At 64.0% G+C, this 15,855-nt stretch carries 20 protein-coding genes; 14 read left to right on the forward strand and 6 right to left on the reverse strand.

Going from position 1 to position 15,855, the window contains the following annotated elements; all coding sequences use genetic code 11:
- Positions 1–59: 59 nt before the first annotated feature.
- Positions 60–302, forward strand: a complete 243-nt coding sequence (locus ACN0V4_RS07615) for a hypothetical protein (RefSeq protein WP_417674641.1) — start codon at positions 60–62, stop codon at positions 300–302.
- Between the two features lie 11 nt (positions 303–313).
- On the forward strand, positions 314–523 hold the full coding sequence (locus ACN0V4_RS07620) for a GNAT family N-acetyltransferase (protein ID WP_417674643.1): 210 nt from the start codon (positions 314–316) through the stop codon (positions 521–523).
- Positions 524–535: 12 nt separating this feature from the next.
- Here ACN0V4_RS07620 and ACN0V4_RS07625 read toward each other — a convergent pair whose 3' ends face one another.
- From ACN0V4_RS07625 to nthA, 5 genes are all read right to left on the reverse strand, one after another.
- Positions 536–793, reverse strand: a complete 258-nt coding sequence (locus ACN0V4_RS07625; RefSeq protein WP_417674645.1) for a DUF2842 domain-containing protein — start codon at positions 791–793, stop codon at positions 536–538.
- Between the two features lie 6 nt (positions 794–799).
- Complete coding sequence (locus ACN0V4_RS07630; RefSeq protein WP_417674647.1) at positions 800–2,092, reverse strand: adenylosuccinate synthase; 1,293 nt, start codon at positions 2,090–2,092, stop codon at positions 800–802.
- A 202-nt stretch (positions 2,093–2,294) separates the two neighbouring features.
- Positions 2,295–2,621, reverse strand: coding sequence for a nitrile hydratase accessory protein (locus ACN0V4_RS07635; RefSeq protein WP_417674649.1), 327 nt, complete (start codon positions 2,619–2,621; stop codon positions 2,295–2,297).
- A complete protein-coding gene (gene nthB, locus ACN0V4_RS07640) occupies positions 2,618–3,295 on the reverse strand; it encodes a nitrile hydratase subunit beta (RefSeq protein ID WP_417674651.1) in 678 nt (225 codons plus the stop codon). The genes ACN0V4_RS07635 and nthB overlap by 4 nt, the downstream gene beginning before the upstream one ends.
- A complete protein-coding gene (nthA, locus tag ACN0V4_RS07645; RefSeq protein WP_417674653.1) occupies positions 3,292–3,921 on the reverse strand; it encodes a nitrile hydratase subunit alpha in 630 nt (209 codons plus the stop codon). Before nthA ends, nthB begins: the two co-directional genes overlap by 4 nt.
- A gap of 127 nt (positions 3,922–4,048) precedes the next feature.
- Between nthA and secG the strand changes: the two genes are divergently transcribed.
- Together secG and ACN0V4_RS07655 are read left to right on the forward strand one after the other, a co-directional pair.
- Positions 4,049–4,414, forward strand: coding sequence for a preprotein translocase subunit SecG (gene secG, locus ACN0V4_RS07650; protein ID WP_417674655.1), 366 nt, complete (start codon positions 4,049–4,051; stop codon positions 4,412–4,414).
- A gap of 157 nt (positions 4,415–4,571) precedes the next feature.
- Entirely contained in the window at positions 4,572–6,215 is a 1,644-nt protein-coding gene (locus tag ACN0V4_RS07655; RefSeq protein ID WP_417674657.1) for a CTP synthase, read from the forward strand.
- 101 nt (positions 6,216–6,316) lie between these two features.
- Here the strand turns inward: ACN0V4_RS07655 and ACN0V4_RS07660 are convergent, their stop codons facing one another.
- Positions 6,317–7,225, reverse strand: a complete 909-nt coding sequence (locus ACN0V4_RS07660; RefSeq protein ID WP_417674659.1) for a calcium-binding protein — start codon at positions 7,223–7,225, stop codon at positions 6,317–6,319.
- Positions 7,226–7,424: 199 nt separating this feature from the next.
- On the opposite strand from ACN0V4_RS07660, the gene ACN0V4_RS07665 reads away from it, so the two are divergent.
- The 10 genes from ACN0V4_RS07665 to ACN0V4_RS07710 all read left to right on the forward strand — a co-directional run bounded on the left by ACN0V4_RS07665 (position 7,425) and on the right by ACN0V4_RS07710 (position 15,768).
- A complete protein-coding gene (locus tag ACN0V4_RS07665; RefSeq protein ID WP_417674661.1) occupies positions 7,425–7,718 on the forward strand; it encodes a DUF1330 domain-containing protein in 294 nt (97 codons plus the stop codon).
- A 43-nt stretch (positions 7,719–7,761) separates the two neighbouring features.
- On the forward strand, positions 7,762–8,205 hold the full coding sequence (locus ACN0V4_RS07670) for a TerB family tellurite resistance protein (protein ID WP_417674663.1): 444 nt from the start codon (positions 7,762–7,764) through the stop codon (positions 8,203–8,205).
- A 44-nt stretch (positions 8,206–8,249) separates the two neighbouring features.
- Positions 8,250–8,687, forward strand: a complete 438-nt coding sequence (locus ACN0V4_RS07675; RefSeq protein WP_417674665.1) for a TerB family tellurite resistance protein — start codon at positions 8,250–8,252, stop codon at positions 8,685–8,687.
- Between the two features lie 156 nt (positions 8,688–8,843).
- On the forward strand, positions 8,844–9,626 hold the full coding sequence (locus ACN0V4_RS07680) for an ABC transporter ATP-binding protein (RefSeq protein WP_417674667.1): 783 nt from the start codon (positions 8,844–8,846) through the stop codon (positions 9,624–9,626).
- A 27-nt stretch (positions 9,627–9,653) separates the two neighbouring features.
- Positions 9,654–10,376, forward strand: a complete 723-nt coding sequence (locus tag ACN0V4_RS07685) for a transporter substrate-binding domain-containing protein (protein WP_417674669.1) — start codon at positions 9,654–9,656, stop codon at positions 10,374–10,376.
- A gap of 82 nt (positions 10,377–10,458) precedes the next feature.
- Complete coding sequence (locus ACN0V4_RS07690) at positions 10,459–11,352, forward strand: ABC transporter permease (RefSeq protein ID WP_417674852.1); 894 nt, start codon at positions 10,459–10,461, stop codon at positions 11,350–11,352.
- Positions 11,349–12,155: an ABC transporter permease gene (locus tag ACN0V4_RS07695; protein WP_417674671.1), complete on the forward strand. Its 807-nt coding sequence runs from the start codon at positions 11,349–11,351 to the stop codon at positions 12,153–12,155. The genes ACN0V4_RS07690 and ACN0V4_RS07695 overlap by 4 nt, the downstream gene beginning before the upstream one ends.
- 158 nt (positions 12,156–12,313) lie before the next feature.
- On the forward strand, positions 12,314–13,648 hold the full coding sequence (locus ACN0V4_RS07700; RefSeq protein WP_417674854.1) for a glutamine synthetase family protein: 1,335 nt from the start codon (positions 12,314–12,316) through the stop codon (positions 13,646–13,648).
- Between the two features lie 78 nt (positions 13,649–13,726).
- Positions 13,727–14,410, forward strand: coding sequence for a type 1 glutamine amidotransferase (locus ACN0V4_RS07705; RefSeq protein ID WP_417674673.1), 684 nt, complete (start codon positions 13,727–13,729; stop codon positions 14,408–14,410).
- The gene (locus ACN0V4_RS07710) at positions 14,407–15,768 is read left to right on the forward strand and encodes a glutamine synthetase family protein (protein WP_417674674.1); all 1,362 of its coding nucleotides are present in this window, start codon (positions 14,407–14,409) and stop codon (positions 15,766–15,768) included. Before ACN0V4_RS07705 ends, ACN0V4_RS07710 begins: the two co-directional genes overlap by 4 nt.
- Positions 15,769–15,855 lie beyond the last annotated feature (87 nt).

Genomic DNA, 15,855 nt, shown 5'->3' on the forward strand with positions numbered 1-15,855 from the left:
CCGCCGCCCGACAACATTTCGCCATTGCGCCCACGATCGGCAAACGGCAGCCTGGCGCCATGGACCAGCTCCAGATCAGATCTGCGGATCACGGCGACCTCGAGGCCTTGCTTGATCTCTATCGGCACCTCGACGCCGATGATACCCGCGCGACGCCCCCGCAGGCGGTGAAGAGCTTCACCCGCTTCCTCCGCTATCCCGGCAGCGCGATCTTTCTGGGCGAGGTCGACGGGCTGCTCGCCTGCTCCTGCACATTGGTGGTCATCCCCAATCTGACGCCGGCGGTCGCCCCTATGGGCTGATCGAGAATGTGGTGACCGATCCGGCCTGTCGCCAGCGCGGTTACGGCAAGGCGATATTGGATGCCGCGACCGAGGCGGCCTGGCGGGAAGGTTGTTACAAGGTGATGCTGATGACCGGATCGAAGACACCCGCCACCCTCGCCTTCTATGCCGGCGCCGGGTTCGAACAGTCGAAGACCGGATTTCAGAAACGGCGCCTGCCGGCGCGGAAAGATCCCTAGGCGCGCCGGGCGCTAAAGCTCTTCGCTCTTGTCGCCGTCCTCGGTTGCCTCGGGGTCGGCCTGACCGACCCCGCGGAAGACGAATTTGAACGGCAGCGCCCAGAGAATGCCGAGCGCCACATAGACCAGCAGTTCAAGCCAGAGCGGTGGCCGGTCAAGCCAGCTCATCACCGTCACCGCCAGCACGATATAGGCCGGCATTCCCACCAGCAGGATCACCAGCGACCAGCGTCGCCGGGCCTTGTAACTGAGAGCGGGTTCACCGGCCATCGTCGATCAATCCTCGAAGGGGTCGGTGACGAGGATGGTATCCTCGCGTTCCGGCGAGGTCGAAAGCAGCGCCACCGGACAGTCGATCAGCTCTTCGATATGGCGCACGTATTTGATCGCATTGGCCGGCAGATCGGCCCAGCTGCGCGCGCCTTCGGTCGATTCCGACCAGCCCGGCATTTCCTCGTAGATGGGCGTGCAGCGGGCCTGCTGGTCGGAGGCGGTGGGCAGGTAATCCAGCCGCTCGCCGTCCAGATCATAGCCGACGCAGATCTTCAGCGTATCAAAGCCGTCGAGCACGTCGAGCTTGGTCAGCGCGATGCCGTTGATGCCCGAGATGGCGCAGGTCTGGCGCACCAGCGCCGCATCGAACCAGCCGCAACGGCGCTTGCGCCCGGTGACGGTGCCGAATTCACGGCCACGGGTGCCAAGGCGTTCGCCGGTCTCGTCGGTCAGCTCGGTCGGGAACGGGCCTTCGCCGACCCGGGTGGTATAAGCCTTGACGATGCCCAGCACGAAGTCGATCGACCCCGGCCCGATGCCGACGCCGGTGGCGGCCTGGCCGGCGATCACGTTCGACGAGGTGACGAAGGGATAGGTGCCGAAGTCGATGTCGAGCAGCGAGCCCTGGGCGCCTTCGAACAGGATCCGCTTGCCGGCCTTGCGCTTCTCGGTCAGCACCTTCCAGACCGGGGCGGCATATTGCAGGATCTCGGGCGCGATCTCGTTCAGCTTGGCGATCAGATCGTCGCGGTCGATCGGATCAAGCCCCAGGCCCGAACGCAGGGCGTTGTGGTGAACCAACGCGCGGTCGACCCGCAGTTCCAGCGTTGCCGCATCGGCCAGATCGGCGACGCGGATGGCGCGGCGGCCGACCTTGTCCTCGTAACACGGCCCGATGCCACGCCCGGTGGTGCCGATCTTGGCAACCGAGTTCTGCGACTCGCGGGCGCGGTCCAGCTCCCCATGGAAGGGCAGGATCAGCGGCGTGTTCTCGGCGATCATCAGCGTCTCGGGGGAAATCTCCACCCCCTGCTCGCGGATCTTGGCGATTTCGCCGACCAGGTGCCAGGGGTCCAGCACCACGCCGTTCCCGATCACGCTGAGCTTGCCGCCGCGCACCACACCCGAGGGCAGCGCGTTCAGCTTGTAGACCTGGCCGTCGATGACCAGAGTGTGCCCGGCATTGTGACCGCCCTGAAAGCGCGCGATCACATCGGCACGCTCCGAGAGCCAGTCCACGATCTTGCCTTTTCCTTCGTCGCCCCATTGGGCGCCGACCACGACGACATTGGCCATATCAGGTCCTTCGCTGCGTTCATTCAAACCCGTGCTCATATACCGACGCGATCGCAGCAGGGAAACCGGAATCTGGGCGTTATGCACAAAGGGCGCAGCGGGCTTGCAGCTTTGTGTGGGGTTCGGAGAGGTTCAGCCCACCGCGACAAGGAGAACGGCGCGGCGCCCGAGCCGATTCTCCCTCCTGTCCACCCGGGCGCGGTCAGACGCCTTCGGGCAGATGCACCGGGGCGCCATGCGGCGTCGCCAGATAGGCCCGCTCCCAGGCGGCGCGCAGGCGCTCGACCTCGGGCGGTGCGGCCTGGCCGATTTCGGCCAGGAAGCCTTCCAGCGTCTCGAGCCAGGCGAGGAAATAATCGTCGCCACCATCCAGCTCGCGCGACAGGCCATGCGCTGCCAGGGTTTTCGAAAACCGCGCGGTCCAGTCCGGCCAGTCGAAATGCCCGGTCTCGTTCAGGTGCACGGTCAGGGCAAAGACCTGGCCATGCCAAGGCTCGCTGAAAACGGGTTCTGGGGGCAGATCGGTCATGCGGGCTCCAGATAGGATTGCCAGAGGTCGAGCATGACCTCGTCATCGGGGTGTTCGGGCTGTGCCCAAAGCTCGGCCGCCGAGAACACCACCGAATAAAGCGGCTCGGGCGCCTCGCCCAGGCCATGGGCATTGCTGTCGGGCAGGACATGGGCGCCGTGACAGCAGAGAATCCGCCCCTCGGCTCCGGCGGCATAGGCGGGCAGACGGGTGTGCCCGCCGTTGACCGCCCGGTTCGCCGCCGGTCGCCGGCAGCGCACCCGCGCGCCCGGGGCGAAGGCGGGCGTTCCGGCCATCGGTCGGTCGGCGGGGCCACCACGCGCCAGCACCGCGGCGACATTCTCGGCCTTGAGGGCGCGATCCGCCAGCGGATGCCGGGTATCATCCCCCTGCCCCGCCAGATCGTCAGGGGTCAGCACCCCGGTTTCGACCAGCAGATCAGCCAGCGCCGAGATCCATTTTTCGTAATACGAGAAATTCATGTAGTCGCGCGGCGACAATTTTTCCCGTGCGTGCCGCGACATGTCGAGGTTCCACTGCCCCAGCGATCCGGCAGCCAGGGTCACCGCCAACGCCCGGGCGTGCCAGTCCTGGGCATAGACCGGATCATCGGGATGGCCCGGGTCGATCCGGCCATCGCCGAACCGCCCGCCCATGTCATGCACCCGGGTCATGCGCCAGGTTCCCGCGCCAGGCCGGTGCCGATCATGCTGTCGCGGCTGACCAGCCGAGCCAGATCCTCCACGCTCATCCCCTCGGTCCCGGCGGGACGGCGGGGGATCACCAGATAGCGCACCTCGGCCGTGGAATCCCAGACCCGCAGCTTGACCTCTTCCGGCAGGGTGACGCCGAAATCGGCCAGCACCGCCCGCGGTTCGCGCACCGCGCGGGCGCGATAGGCGTCGGATTTGTACCAGCCGGGCGGAATCCCCAGAAGCGGCCACGGATAGCAGCTGCACAGGGTGCAGACGACCATGTTGTGAACCTCTTCGGTGTTCTCGACGGCGATGATATGTTCGCCCTGCCGGCCAAAGAACCCCAGGTCGGCGACGACCGGCGTCGCATCCGCCAGCAGGGCGGCGCGAAACTCCGGATCGGCCCAGGCGCGGGCAACAACCTGCGCGCCGTTCTTCGGGCCGATGCGGTTCTGATAAGTGTCGATGATCTCGTCCAAGGCGGCGGGATCAATCAGCCCCTTGCGGCTGAGCAGGGTTTCCAAGGCCCGCACCCTGAGCGCCGGATCGGGCGGCAGCAGCGCGTGCGCATGGTCGTGGTCGTGGTCATGATGATCGTGTGCCATGCTTTGCAGCATGAGCGCGTTGCCGGCGATTTGTCGAGTCCCGCGGCGATGCCGCGAACTGATTGCTTGCCCCGCCCGGCAAACTTCCCTACATACCCCGCGAACCGAGCAAGCGCCGCAGGAACTCATGGAAAACGTCGTCCTTATCATCCACCTCATCCTGGCCGTTGGCCTGATCGCCGTTGTGCTGCTGCAGCGCTCGGAAGGCGGCGGCCTGGGTCTGGGCAGCGGTGGCGGCGGCGTGATGTCCGGCCGGGCGGCGGCAACGGCCTTGGCCAAGGTCACCTGGGTGCTGGCGGCCGCCTTCATCGTGACCTCGATCGCCCTGACCATCATCGCGGCGCAAAAATCGGCGGGCACTTCGGTCATCGACCGGCTGGGCGTTCCCGCCGCGGAAGAAAAGCAGGACGCGACGCCTGCGGCCCCGGCGGGTTCGGATCTGCTGCCTCCGGCGCAGGGTGACAACGCGCCGCTGGTGCCGCGCGCCGATTAAACTACAACACCTTGGAAAATCACAAGGGACCGCAACAGCATCTTGCGGTTCCCTTGCCTTTGTTATGCGAATCCTGTAAGGATGGAGTCCCGTGGTGCTGCGGTTTTCGAACCGGGCGGGCACTGAATTGCAGGCTAATCACGGGGGCAGCCGAACCATGGCGCGTTTCATCTTCATCACCGGCGGGGTTGTGTCCTCTCTTGGTAAGGGGCTGGCATCGGCGGCGCTGGGCGCGCTGCTGCAATCACGCGGATTTTCAGTCCGGCTGCGCAAGCTCGATCCCTATCTGAACGTCGACCCGGGCACGATGTCGCCGTTCGAGCATGGCGAGGTCTTCGTGACCGACGACGGCGCCGAGACCGATCTCGACCTCGGCCACTACGAACGCTTCACCGGGGTGGCGGCACGCAAGACCGACTCGGTCAGCTCGGGCCGCATCTATTCCAACGTGCTCGAAAAAGAGCGCCGCGGCGACTATCTGGGCAAGACCATCCAGGTGATTCCGCACGTCACCAACGAGATCAAGGATTTCATCCGTATCGGCGAGGATGAGGTCGATTTCATGCTCTGCGAGATCGGCGGCACGGTGGGCGACATCGAAGGCCTGCCGTTCTTCGAGGCGATCCGCCAGTTCAGCCAGGAAAAGCCGCGCGGCCAATGCCTGTTCATGCATCTGACGCTGTTGCCCTTCATCAAGGCGAGCGGCGAGCTGAAGACCAAGCCGACCCAGCACTCGGTGAAAGAGCTGCGCTCGATCGGCCTGGCCCCCGACATCCTGGTCTGCCGCTCGGAAGGGCCGATCCCGCAGAAGGAACGCGAGAAACTGGCGCTGTTCTGCAACGTGCGCCCCGAGGCGGTGATCGCCGCGCTGGACCTCAAGTCGATCTACGAGGCACCGCTTGCCTATCACGCCGAAGGGCTGGACCAGGCGGTTCTGGACGCCTTCCAGATCAGCCCGGCACCGCGCCCCGACCTGAGCCGCTGGGAAGATGTGGCAGACCGCATCGAGAACCCCGAAGGCGAGGTGCGGGTCGCCATCGTCGGCAAGTACACCCAGCTCGAAGACGCCTATAAGTCGATCGCCGAGGCGCTGACCCATGGCGGGCTGGCCAATCGGGTGAAGGTCAAGATCGAATGGGTCGATGCGGAGATCTTCGATCACGAGGATCCGGCGCCCTATCTGGACGGCTTCGACGCAATCCTGGTCCCCGGCGGCTTTGGCGAACGCGGCACCGAGGGCAAGATCAAGGCGGCGCAATTCGCCCGCGAACACAAGGTGCCCTATCTGGGCATCTGCCTGGGCATGCAGATGGCGGTGATCGAGGCGGCGCGCAATGTCGCAGGCCTCACCACCGCCGGGTCGGAGGAATTCGACCACGAGGCCGGCAAGAAGCGGTTCGAACCCGTGGTCTATCACCTCAAGGAATGGGTGCAGGGCAACTACAAGGTCAAGCGCAGCACCGAGGACGACAAGGGCGGCACCATGCGGCTTGGCGCCTATGACGCGGTGCTGAAGGAAGGCTCCAAGGTGGCCCAGGTCTATGGCAGCCTCAACATCGAGGAACGCCACCGCCACCGCTATGAGGTCGACATCAAGTATCGCGACAAGCTGGAAGACTGCGGCCTGGTCTTTTCGGGCATGTCCCCCGACGGCCGGCTGCCCGAGATCGTCGAATGGAAGGACCACCCCTGGTTCATCGGCGTGCAGTTCCACCCCGAGCTGAAATCGAAACCCTTCGATCCGCATCCGCTGTTCAAGGATTTCGTCCGCGCCGCGAAAGAGGCCAGCCGCCTGGTCTGACCCCTGCCCCGACCGGAAAACACCACGCCCCGACCATTGGCCGGGGCGTTTGTGTTTCCTCACTCTTCTCCCGAAGAGCGAGATCGCGAATTTGTCTCTGCTTAGAGAATATCAAATCCCTCGTGAGGCGCAGAATCGGCATGCAGTACTGAACCCGAGGCCTCTGAGAAGATGAATTCTTTCTTCGTCAGATCGGCAAGATCAATTCCACTCAGCGTAATAGACCCCTTCTTTCCGAAGTCGAGAATGACATCGTCGCCAACCTGTTCCATATGGCTCTTCAGCTCTCGGAAGGTCGAAACATCGGAGACCCCTTGAAGATCAACTTTCTCTCCTCCAAAGATAGAGAAGTCTGTGATTGTATCGTTTCCGAATTTTCCCGAGAAGACGAATATATCTGCGTGAGCGCCACCTGTCAGGTTGTCGTCACCCGCGCCGCCCTCAAGGACGTCTTTCCCGGAACCGCCAACAAGCGTATCATTGCCTAGCCCGCCATCAAGCTTGTCGGCGCCCCTACCACCAAACAACTGATCGTTGGCCCCGCCGCCGAACAGTTTGTCATTCCCGTCCCCCCCGTTAATAACATCCTTTCCACCATAGCCAAAGATTGTGTCTGCTGTTGCGGTCCCCGACAGAACATCTGCTTTCTCGGTACCATGCCAGGCCAAATCATCCAGCACCACCAGATCGACAACCTTCGACGTGGAGCCATCTGCAAAACTCGCCCCACTTAAATTGATCACCAACGAAAAATGTTCATCGGCCTCGTCGACCGTGTCCGCAACACCACTGAACGAAATCGGAATGGTCTTGGAAATCGTGGAAGTCGATGAGAGCGCATAAGAGCCAGAACCGGAACCGCCCCGAAAGTCGCCTGAGCCAGCGGTTCCTGCTTCGAAGTGATATGAATAATATACTGACCCGTAATTTCCGGTCAGAACTAGGTTTATTGTCGCAGTTTCGCCTTCCAAAACGGAAAAACGCCCCGACAGGCTTGCAAGAAACGCCATAGCTCTCCCTCCAATAGAACTATTTATGCAAAATAACTGAAATCCTCTCATGTCAATGAATGACGCAACAGTACTGACAAGATTACTTTTGAAGACATCGAAACGGTTTTGGCCTCCTGCGAGCAACCTCTCTCTTCCCCCTTGCTAAGGCCCCCTCCCGACGCCAGAGTCACCCACACACAGAGATGGAGGAGCAACCATGCCCAAAGGATATTGGGTCGCCCATGTGGATGTCGACGATCCCCAGGCCTATGAGGCCTATCGCGCCGCCAATGCCGCCCCCTTCGCCGAATATGGCGCGCGCTTTCTGGTGCGCGGCGGGGCGCAGGAACAGCGCGAAGGCCATTGCCGCAAGCGCACCGTGGTGATCGAATTCGACAGCTACGATCAGGCGGTCGCCTGCTATGAAAGCGCCGGCTATCAGGCCGCCAAGGCGCTGCGCGATCCGGTTTCGACCGGCGATCTTGTCATTGTCGAGGGCTATGATGGCTGAAGGCCGCTTGGCGAGCCTGCGGAAAGCAGGTAAGCTGCCGCCCATGCTGAAGAAACTCTTCCAGACCTTCCGCCCGGCGGAACCCACCGCGCCGCTGCCCGACCCCGATGCCGAACTGGCGCTGGGGGCGCTTCTGGTGCGCGTCGCGCAATCCGACCGCGCCTATCAGGTCGAGGAGATCAGCCTGATCGACCGCATCCTGTCCCGGATGTACGAACACAATCCGATCGAGGCCGCCAAGGTCCGCGCCACCTGCGAGAAACTGCATGCGGCCGCGCCCGATACCGACACCTTCGGCAAGCTGATCCGCGAGACCACCGGGATCGAGGAACGGCTCGCGGCGCTTGAGGCGCTGTGGGAGGTCGTGCTGGCCGACGGCACCCAGAAGGAAGGCGAGCTGAAGATCGTCGATGAGGCCTGCCGCGCCATGGGGCTCAGCCTCGCCGACAACAAGGCTGCGCGCGAAAGGGTGATCGCGCGGATGTGAGGGCAGGCTTGGCCTGCCGCCGCACCGTCGCTATATCGGATCCCATGTTTCAGGACTTTCTCTCCCGGCTGATCCAGCCTGCCCCCGATCCGCTCAACGACGGCGATGCCCGGCTGGCGCTGGCCGCGCTGCTGGTGCGCGTTGCCCGCGCCGATGACGATTATGCCGAGGCCGAGCGTGACCGCATCGACCGCATCGTCGCCGCGCGCTATGGGCTGTCCCCCTTCGAGGTGACGCATCTGCGCCGCCAGGCGGAAGAGCTGGAGGAGCAGGCCCCCGATACCGTCCGCTTCACCCGCGCCATCAAGGAGGCGGTCCCCTATGAGGATCGCCGCGCCGTCATCGAGGCGGCCTGGTCGGTGGCGCTGGCCGATGGCGCCCGCGATGACGAGGAAGACGCGCTGCTCCGGCTGGTCTCGAACCTGCTCGGGGTGAACGACCGCGACTCGGCGCTGGCGCGGCAAAAGGCGGCGCAGGGCTGACCCTTCCGTTAGGGCAGCTTGCCCCGGGCAGGTCCGAAATCGCCCGAACCCTGTTCACCTTGCCGCTTTCCACCCTGATTGGGACGTTTTGAAAGTTGCATTGCAGGCGAATCTCCGGCCCAATGCGACAATAGAGCCGCAAGTAACGGAGCCCCCGTGCCTGACACGCCCCCTGTCATCGAAATTCACGATCTGCACAAAAGCTATGGCGAGCTGGAGGTTCTGAAAGGCGTCGACATCACCGCCCGCAAGGGCGACGTGGTGTCCTTGATCGGCTCGTCCGGGTCGGGGAAATCGACCTTGCTGCGCTGCGCCAACCTGCTGGAGGACAGCCAGCGGGGCGACATCCTGTTCAAGGGCGAACCGGTCAAGTGGAAGGGCATCGGCCCGCACCGCCGCCCGGCCGATCCCAAGCAGGTGCTGCGCATCCGCACCAACCTGTCGATGGTGTTCCAGCAATTCAACCTCTGGGCCCATATGACCATCCTGCAGAATGTGATGGAAGCGCCGGTGACCGTGCTTGGCCGCAACCGTGCCGAGGTGGAACAGGCGGCGCGCAAGTATCTGGACAAGGTCGGGATCGGCGACAAATGCGACGCCTATCCGGCCCAGCTTTCAGGCGGCCAGCAACAGCGGGCGGCGATCGCCCGGGCGCTGTGCATGGAGCCCGAGGCATTGCTGTTCGACGAACCCACCAGCGCGCTCGACCCCGAGCTGGAGCAGGAGGTGGTCAAGGTGATCAAGGCCCTCGCGCAAGAGGGGCGCACCATGCTGATCGTCACCCATGACATGAAGATGGCCCATGATGTGTCCACCCATGTGGTGTTCCTGCATCAAGGCCTGATCGAAGAGGAAGGCGCCCCCGAGGTTCTCTTTGGCTCGCCAAAGTCGGAACGGCTGCGTGGGTTCTTGTCTTCCACCGCGCATGCGGCATCATAAAACAATAAAACCAAGGGAGTAACCTGAATGAAGAAGATGATTCTCGCCACTGCGCTGCTGGCACTGACCGCCGGCATGGGCGTGGCCCAGACCGTGCGCCTTGGCACCGAGGGTGCCTATCCTCCGTATAACTTCATTGACGACAAGGGGCAGGTCGCGGGATTTGAACGCGTGCTGGGCGATGAGCTGTGCAAGCGCGCCGAACTGACCTGCGAATGGGTCACCAACGATTGGGATTCGATCATTCCGAACTTGGTCAGCGGCAACTATGACGCCATCATCGCCGGCATGTCGATCACCGACGAACGCAAGCAGGTCGTTGATTTCTCGGAAAACTACACGCCGCCCTCGCCCTCGGCCTATATGGCGAAATCGGCCGATGCCGATATCGAACACGGGGTGATCGCGGCGCAGACCGGCACCATCCAGGCGGCGCATATCGCCACCACCGGCGCCACCCTGCTTGAGTTCCCCTCCCCCGATGAAACCGTCGCCGCCGTCGAGTCGGGCGAAGCCGAAGCGGTGCTGGCCGATAAGGATTACCTGATCCCGGTGGTCGATGAATCCGGCGGCGCCATGGTCTTCGTCGGCGAGGATCTGCCGCTGGGCGGCGGTATCGGCATGGCCTTCCGCAAATCCGACCCGGAGCTGCGCGGCAAGTTCGATGCGGCGATCAAGTCGATGAAGGCCGACGGCAGCCTGAACAAGCTGATCGCCGAATACCTGGGCGAAGATTCGCCGCACTTCTGATCCCGCAGGGATCGTGACGGCGCCGGGCGGCGATCTGCCCGGCGCCTGATCGCCCGTGCCCCTCCGCCCCACGAGGCCCGCCATTTTCAGCGTCTGCTCAGATCCCTCCACCCTGCCGCAATGGCAGTGGCTTGCCTGCTATCTGACCACGGGCAAGCACCTGGCCTTCTATGGCTCTTTCGGGGTGGTGCTGCTTCTGCTGGCGATCACCGCGCCGGCGGCGCTGCTGTTCGGCTTTGGTGCCGCCGCCTCGGCCCGGTCGCATTTCGCGCCGCTGAGCTGGCTGGGAAAGCTCTATATCGCCATCGTGCGCGGCGTGCCGGACATCGCCTTTTTCCTGTTCTTCGTGATCGCGCTCGACCAGGGCTTCGAATGGCTGCGGCACAAGATCAAATGCCCCGACTGGGATCAGCCGATCCGTCAGGGCAACGATTTCGTGGTCTGTCCGGCCGCCAAGCTGCCGCTTGGGACGTCGCCGCAATGGGTGCATGAGACCTATGGGTTCTTCCTGGCGGTGCTGACCTTCGCCATCGTCTTCGGCGCCTTCGCCGGCAACGTGCTCTATGGCGCCATGCGCGCGGTGCCCCGCGCCCAGATGGAAACCGCCGAGGCCTATGGCATGTCGCACCGGCAGGCCTTCTGGCGGATTCTGGTGCCACAGATGTGGGTTTATGCGCTGCCTGGCCTGTCCAACCTGTGGATGGTGCTGATCAAGGCGACCCCGCTCCTGTTCCTGCTGGGGGTCGAGGATATCGTCTATTGGGCGCGCGAACTGGGCGGATCGAAGACCGCGCGCTTTACCGATTATCCGCATGGCGACTGGCGTATCTGGTATTTCCTGGCGCTGCTGATCTTTTATCTGGCGTTCACCCGGGTCTCTGAAATCGCGCTGACCCGGATCATGCGCCGGCTGTCGCATGGTCAGGCCACCGCCGCCGGAGAGGCGCAGCGCCGCAGCGCGGGAGGACCGCCATGAGCTGTTGGGCCACCATCCAGGACTATGGCTTGCGCTCGATCGGCATGGGCGAACGTCTGCTGCCGCGCAACGACTTCACGCTTTGCCAGCAGTTCACGCTGATCGGCTCGGGCATGGTATGGAACATCTATTTCGGCGTGCTGGCGCTGCTGGCCGGCTTCCTGCTGGCCACCGCGCTGGCGGTCGGCAAATCCTCGCGCCACCGGTTGCTGCGCAAACCGGCGGAATGGTTCATCTTCCTCTTCCGCGGCTCGCCGCTCTTCATCCAGTTCTTCTTCGCCTATTTCCTCTTCCTCAGCCTGAAAAGCGTATCGTCCTTCTTCGACGCCTTTACCTCGGCCTGGCTGGGGGCGCTGGTGGTGCTGTTCTTCAACACCGCCGCCTATTCGGGCGAGATCTTCTATGGCGCGCTGCTGTCGATCCCGCGCGGCGATCTCGAGGCGGCCGATGCCTATGGCTTCTCCGGCTGGAACAAGTTCCGCCGGATCACCTGGCCCACCATGCTGCGGCTGGCCTGGCCGGCCTATACCAACGAGGCGATCTTTCTGTTCCACGCCACCACGCTGGTCTTCTTCTCGGGCTTTCCGGCGCTGCAACAGCGGGGGGACGCGCTCTATTACGCCAGCTATTTCGCCGACAAGACCTTCAACCCCTTCATCCCCTACCCGATCCTGGCGATGTATTTCATCCTGCTGACGCTTTGCGTCGTCGGCCTGTTTGGGGTGATCAACAAGCGGCTGAACCGGCATCTGCCGGCCGAGCGCCGGGCCCGGATGCGGATTCGCCCGAACCTGCTGCGCTAGCCGCGCACGCCGCTCTCCGCCTGAAAGCGCAGCATTCTAGGGATTTTTGCGCCCTCTCCAGGGGGGCTCCCGCTTTCATGCTTGCCAAACGGGGGGGCGGCTCGCTATCCATAATTTGATCAAATTACGGAATGATTGAAACAATGTCCGCCAATGCGATGAAATCCTGGCTGCGCAAGACGCCCCAGGTCCGCACCATCCGCGTCGCCGCCGCCGATCTGAACGGCCAGCCGCGCGGCAAGCGTGTCCCCGCCCGTTTCGCCGATAAGGTGGTCACCGACGGCACCCGCTTTCCGCTGTCGGTGATGAACCTCGACATCTGGGGGGAGGATGTCGACGACAGCCCCCTGGTCTTTGAGAGCGGCGACCGCGACGGGGTGCTGAAGCCCACCGAACGCGGCTTCGTGCCGATGCCCTGGCTCGAGGCGCCCACCGCGCTGCTGCCGATCTGGATGTTCTACGACGATGGCCGCCCCTTCGACGGCGATCCGCGCCACGCGCTGGCCTCGGTGCTCAAACGGTACAAAGCGCGGGGGCTGACCCCTGTTGTCGCGGTGGAACTCGAGTTCTTCCTGATCGACGACAGCGGCAAGTCGCTGCAGGTGCCACTGTCGCCGCGGTCCGGCAAGCGCCGCAAGGCGGCCGAGATCATGTCGATCCGGGCGCTCGATGCCTTCGACACCTTCTTCACCGATCTCTATGACGCCTGCGAGGCGATGGACATCCCGGCCGATACCGCGATCTCGGAAGCGGGTCTGGGGCAATTCGAGATCAACCTGATGCATCAGGACGACGCCCTGCGCGCCGCCGACGATGCCTGGCTGTTCAAGATGCTGGTCAAGGGGATGGCACGGCGGCACGGTTTCGCCGCCTCCTTCATGGCCAAACCTTACGAGGATTACTCGGGCTCGGGGCTGCACATGCATTTCTCGATCCTCGACGAGAACGGCAACAACATTTTCGACGATGGCGGCCCGCGCGGCACCGATACGCTGCGCCACGCGGTCGGCGGCTGCCTGTCGGCGATGCATGATTCCACCCTGGTCTTCGCGCCCCATGCCAACAGCTATGACCGGCTGGTGCCCGGCGCCCATGCGCCGACCCGGATCTGCTGGGCCTATGAAAACCGCACCTCGGCGGTGCGGGTGCCCTCGGGCAATCCGGCGGCGCGGCGGATCGAACACCGGGTCGCGGGGGGCGACGTGAACCCCTATCTGACCGTCGCCGCCATCCTCGGCGCCGCACTGATGGGGATCGAGGACCGGATCGAACCCCAGGCCCCGATTACCGGCAACGCCTATGATCTGGACCTGCCACAGGTGCCCACCGACTGGGGCCAGGCGATCGAGATCTTCGCCAACAGCCCGCTGATGCCGCGTATCTTCCCGGCCGAGCTGATCCGCAATCTGACCCTGACAAAGCGGCAGGAGTTGCACTATATGGCTGAACTGTCACCGTCCGAGCAGGTTGAAATCTATCTCGACACGGTGTGATCGCGACGCGGCGCCCGAGGCCTCTTGCCCGGGCGCCGCGCGCCATCTACTCTCACGACAGCCATAATCTGGTGATCCATGAAAATCGGTATTCTGCAAACCGGCCACTCTCCCGATCCGCTGATCGCGCCTCTTGGCGACTATGATCAGCTTTTCGAAAACCTTCTCGGCGGCAACGGCTTCGTCTTCGAGGTCTTCCCGGTGGTCGATGGCGTCTTCCCGCCGGGGCCCGAGGTGGCCGACGGTTGGATCGTCACCGGGTCGCGCCACGGCGTCTATGAGGATCATCCCTGGATCCCGCCGCTGGAACAGATGATCCGCGACATCAAGGCCAGCGGCAAGCCGCTGATCGGCGTCTGCTTCGGCCATCAGATCATCGCTCAGGCGCTGGGTGGCAAGGTCGAGAAATTCGCCGGTGGCTGGTCGGTGGGGCGCACCGAATACGACATGGGCGGCACCCCCGTGGTCCTGAATGCCTGGCATCAGGATCAGGTCACCGAGCTGCCCGAGGGCGCCCGGGTGCTGGCCGGGAACGACTTTTGCCAGAATGCCATCCTGGCCTATGACGACAACGTCTGGACGGTGCAGCCGCACCCCGAGTTCAGACCCACCTTCATCAAAGGGCTGATCGACACCCGTGGCCACGGGGTGGTCCCCGAGCCGCTGCTGGAACAGGCCGAGGATCAGCTTGGCGTGCCGGTGGATAACGATCGCATCGCCCATTTCATGGCCGAATTCCTGAAAGGTAAGAGGTCCGCATGACCACCGACTGGATGAAAGACCTGCCTCAGTCCGCCAAGGCCTATCTTGAAGGGCGCCGCCTGGACGAGGTGGAATGCATCATCGGCGACCTGCCCGGCATTGCCCGCGGCAAGGCGGTGCCGGCGACGAAATTCGCCCGCCAGCCCTATTTCCACCTGCCCGACAGCATCTTTTTCCAGACCATCACCGGGGACTGGGGCGAGGCCGCCGGCGAAGAGGGGTTTATCGAGCGCGACATGATCCTGCGCCCCGACATGACCACCGCCACCGCCGCGCCCTGGACCGGCGACTGGACGCTGCAGGTGATCCACGACGCCTATGACCGCGATGGCGACCCGATCCCCTTCAGCCCGCGCAACGTGCTCAAGCGCGTGGTGCAGATGTACCGTGACAAGGGATGGGAGCCGGTGGTGGCGCCCGAGATGGAATTCTATCTGGTCGCCCGCAACACCGACCCGGCCAAGGAGATCGAGCCGATGATGGGCCGCTCCGGCCGCCCGGCGGCGGCGCGCCAGGCCTATTCGATGACGGCGGTCGACGAATTCGGCCCGGTGATCGACGATATCTATGACTTCGCCGAAGCCATGGGGATGGAGATCGACGGCATCACCCAGGAAGGCGGCGCCGGTCAGCTCGAGATCAACCTGCGCCACGGCGATCCGGTGAAGCTGGCCGATGAAGTGTTCTATTTCAAGCGCCTGATCCGCGAGGCGGCGCTGCGTCACGATTGTTTCGCCACCTTCATGGCCAAGCCGATCGCCGACGAGCCCGGCAGCGCCATGCATGTGCACCATTCGGTGATGGACCGGTCGAAGAAACAGAACCTCTTCGTCGGGCCGCAGGGCGGGGAGACGGACATGTTCTTCCATTTCATCGGCGGGCTGCAGCGGCATCTGCCGGCGGCGATCGCCGTGCTGGCGCCCTACGTGAACTCCTATCGCCGCTATGTGCGCGAACAGGCCGCCCCGATCAACCTGAGCTGGGGCCGCGACAACCGCACCACCGGCATCCGCGTGCCGATCTCCTCGCCCGAGGCGCGGCGGGTCGAGAACCGTCTGGCCGGGATGGACTGCAACCCCTATCTGGGCATCGCCGCCAGCCTCGCCTGCGGCTATCTTGGCATGACGCAGGAAATCCGCCCCGACAAGCAACAGCGCGGCGACGCCTATAATGGCGAGCCGGACATTCCCCAGGTGATGGGCCAGGCGCTCGATCTCTTCGACGAGTCGGACGATCTGCGCCATATGCTGGGGGCCGAATTCTGCCGCGTCTACAGCATCGTCAAGCGGCTGGAATACGAGGAATACCTGCAGGTGATCTCGCCCTGGGAGCGGGAACATCTGCTGCTGAACGTCTGAGCCCGAAGCGGTCGTCAGCGCCTCCCCCGGCCCCTGCCGGGGGAGATGAGTATTTTGACACGGATGAAGACGCCGGCAGGCGCGGAA

Source organism: Pseudodonghicola sp. (genome assembly GCF_048268305.1).
GTDB lineage: Bacteria > Pseudomonadota > Alphaproteobacteria > Rhodobacterales > Rhodobacteraceae > Pseudodonghicola.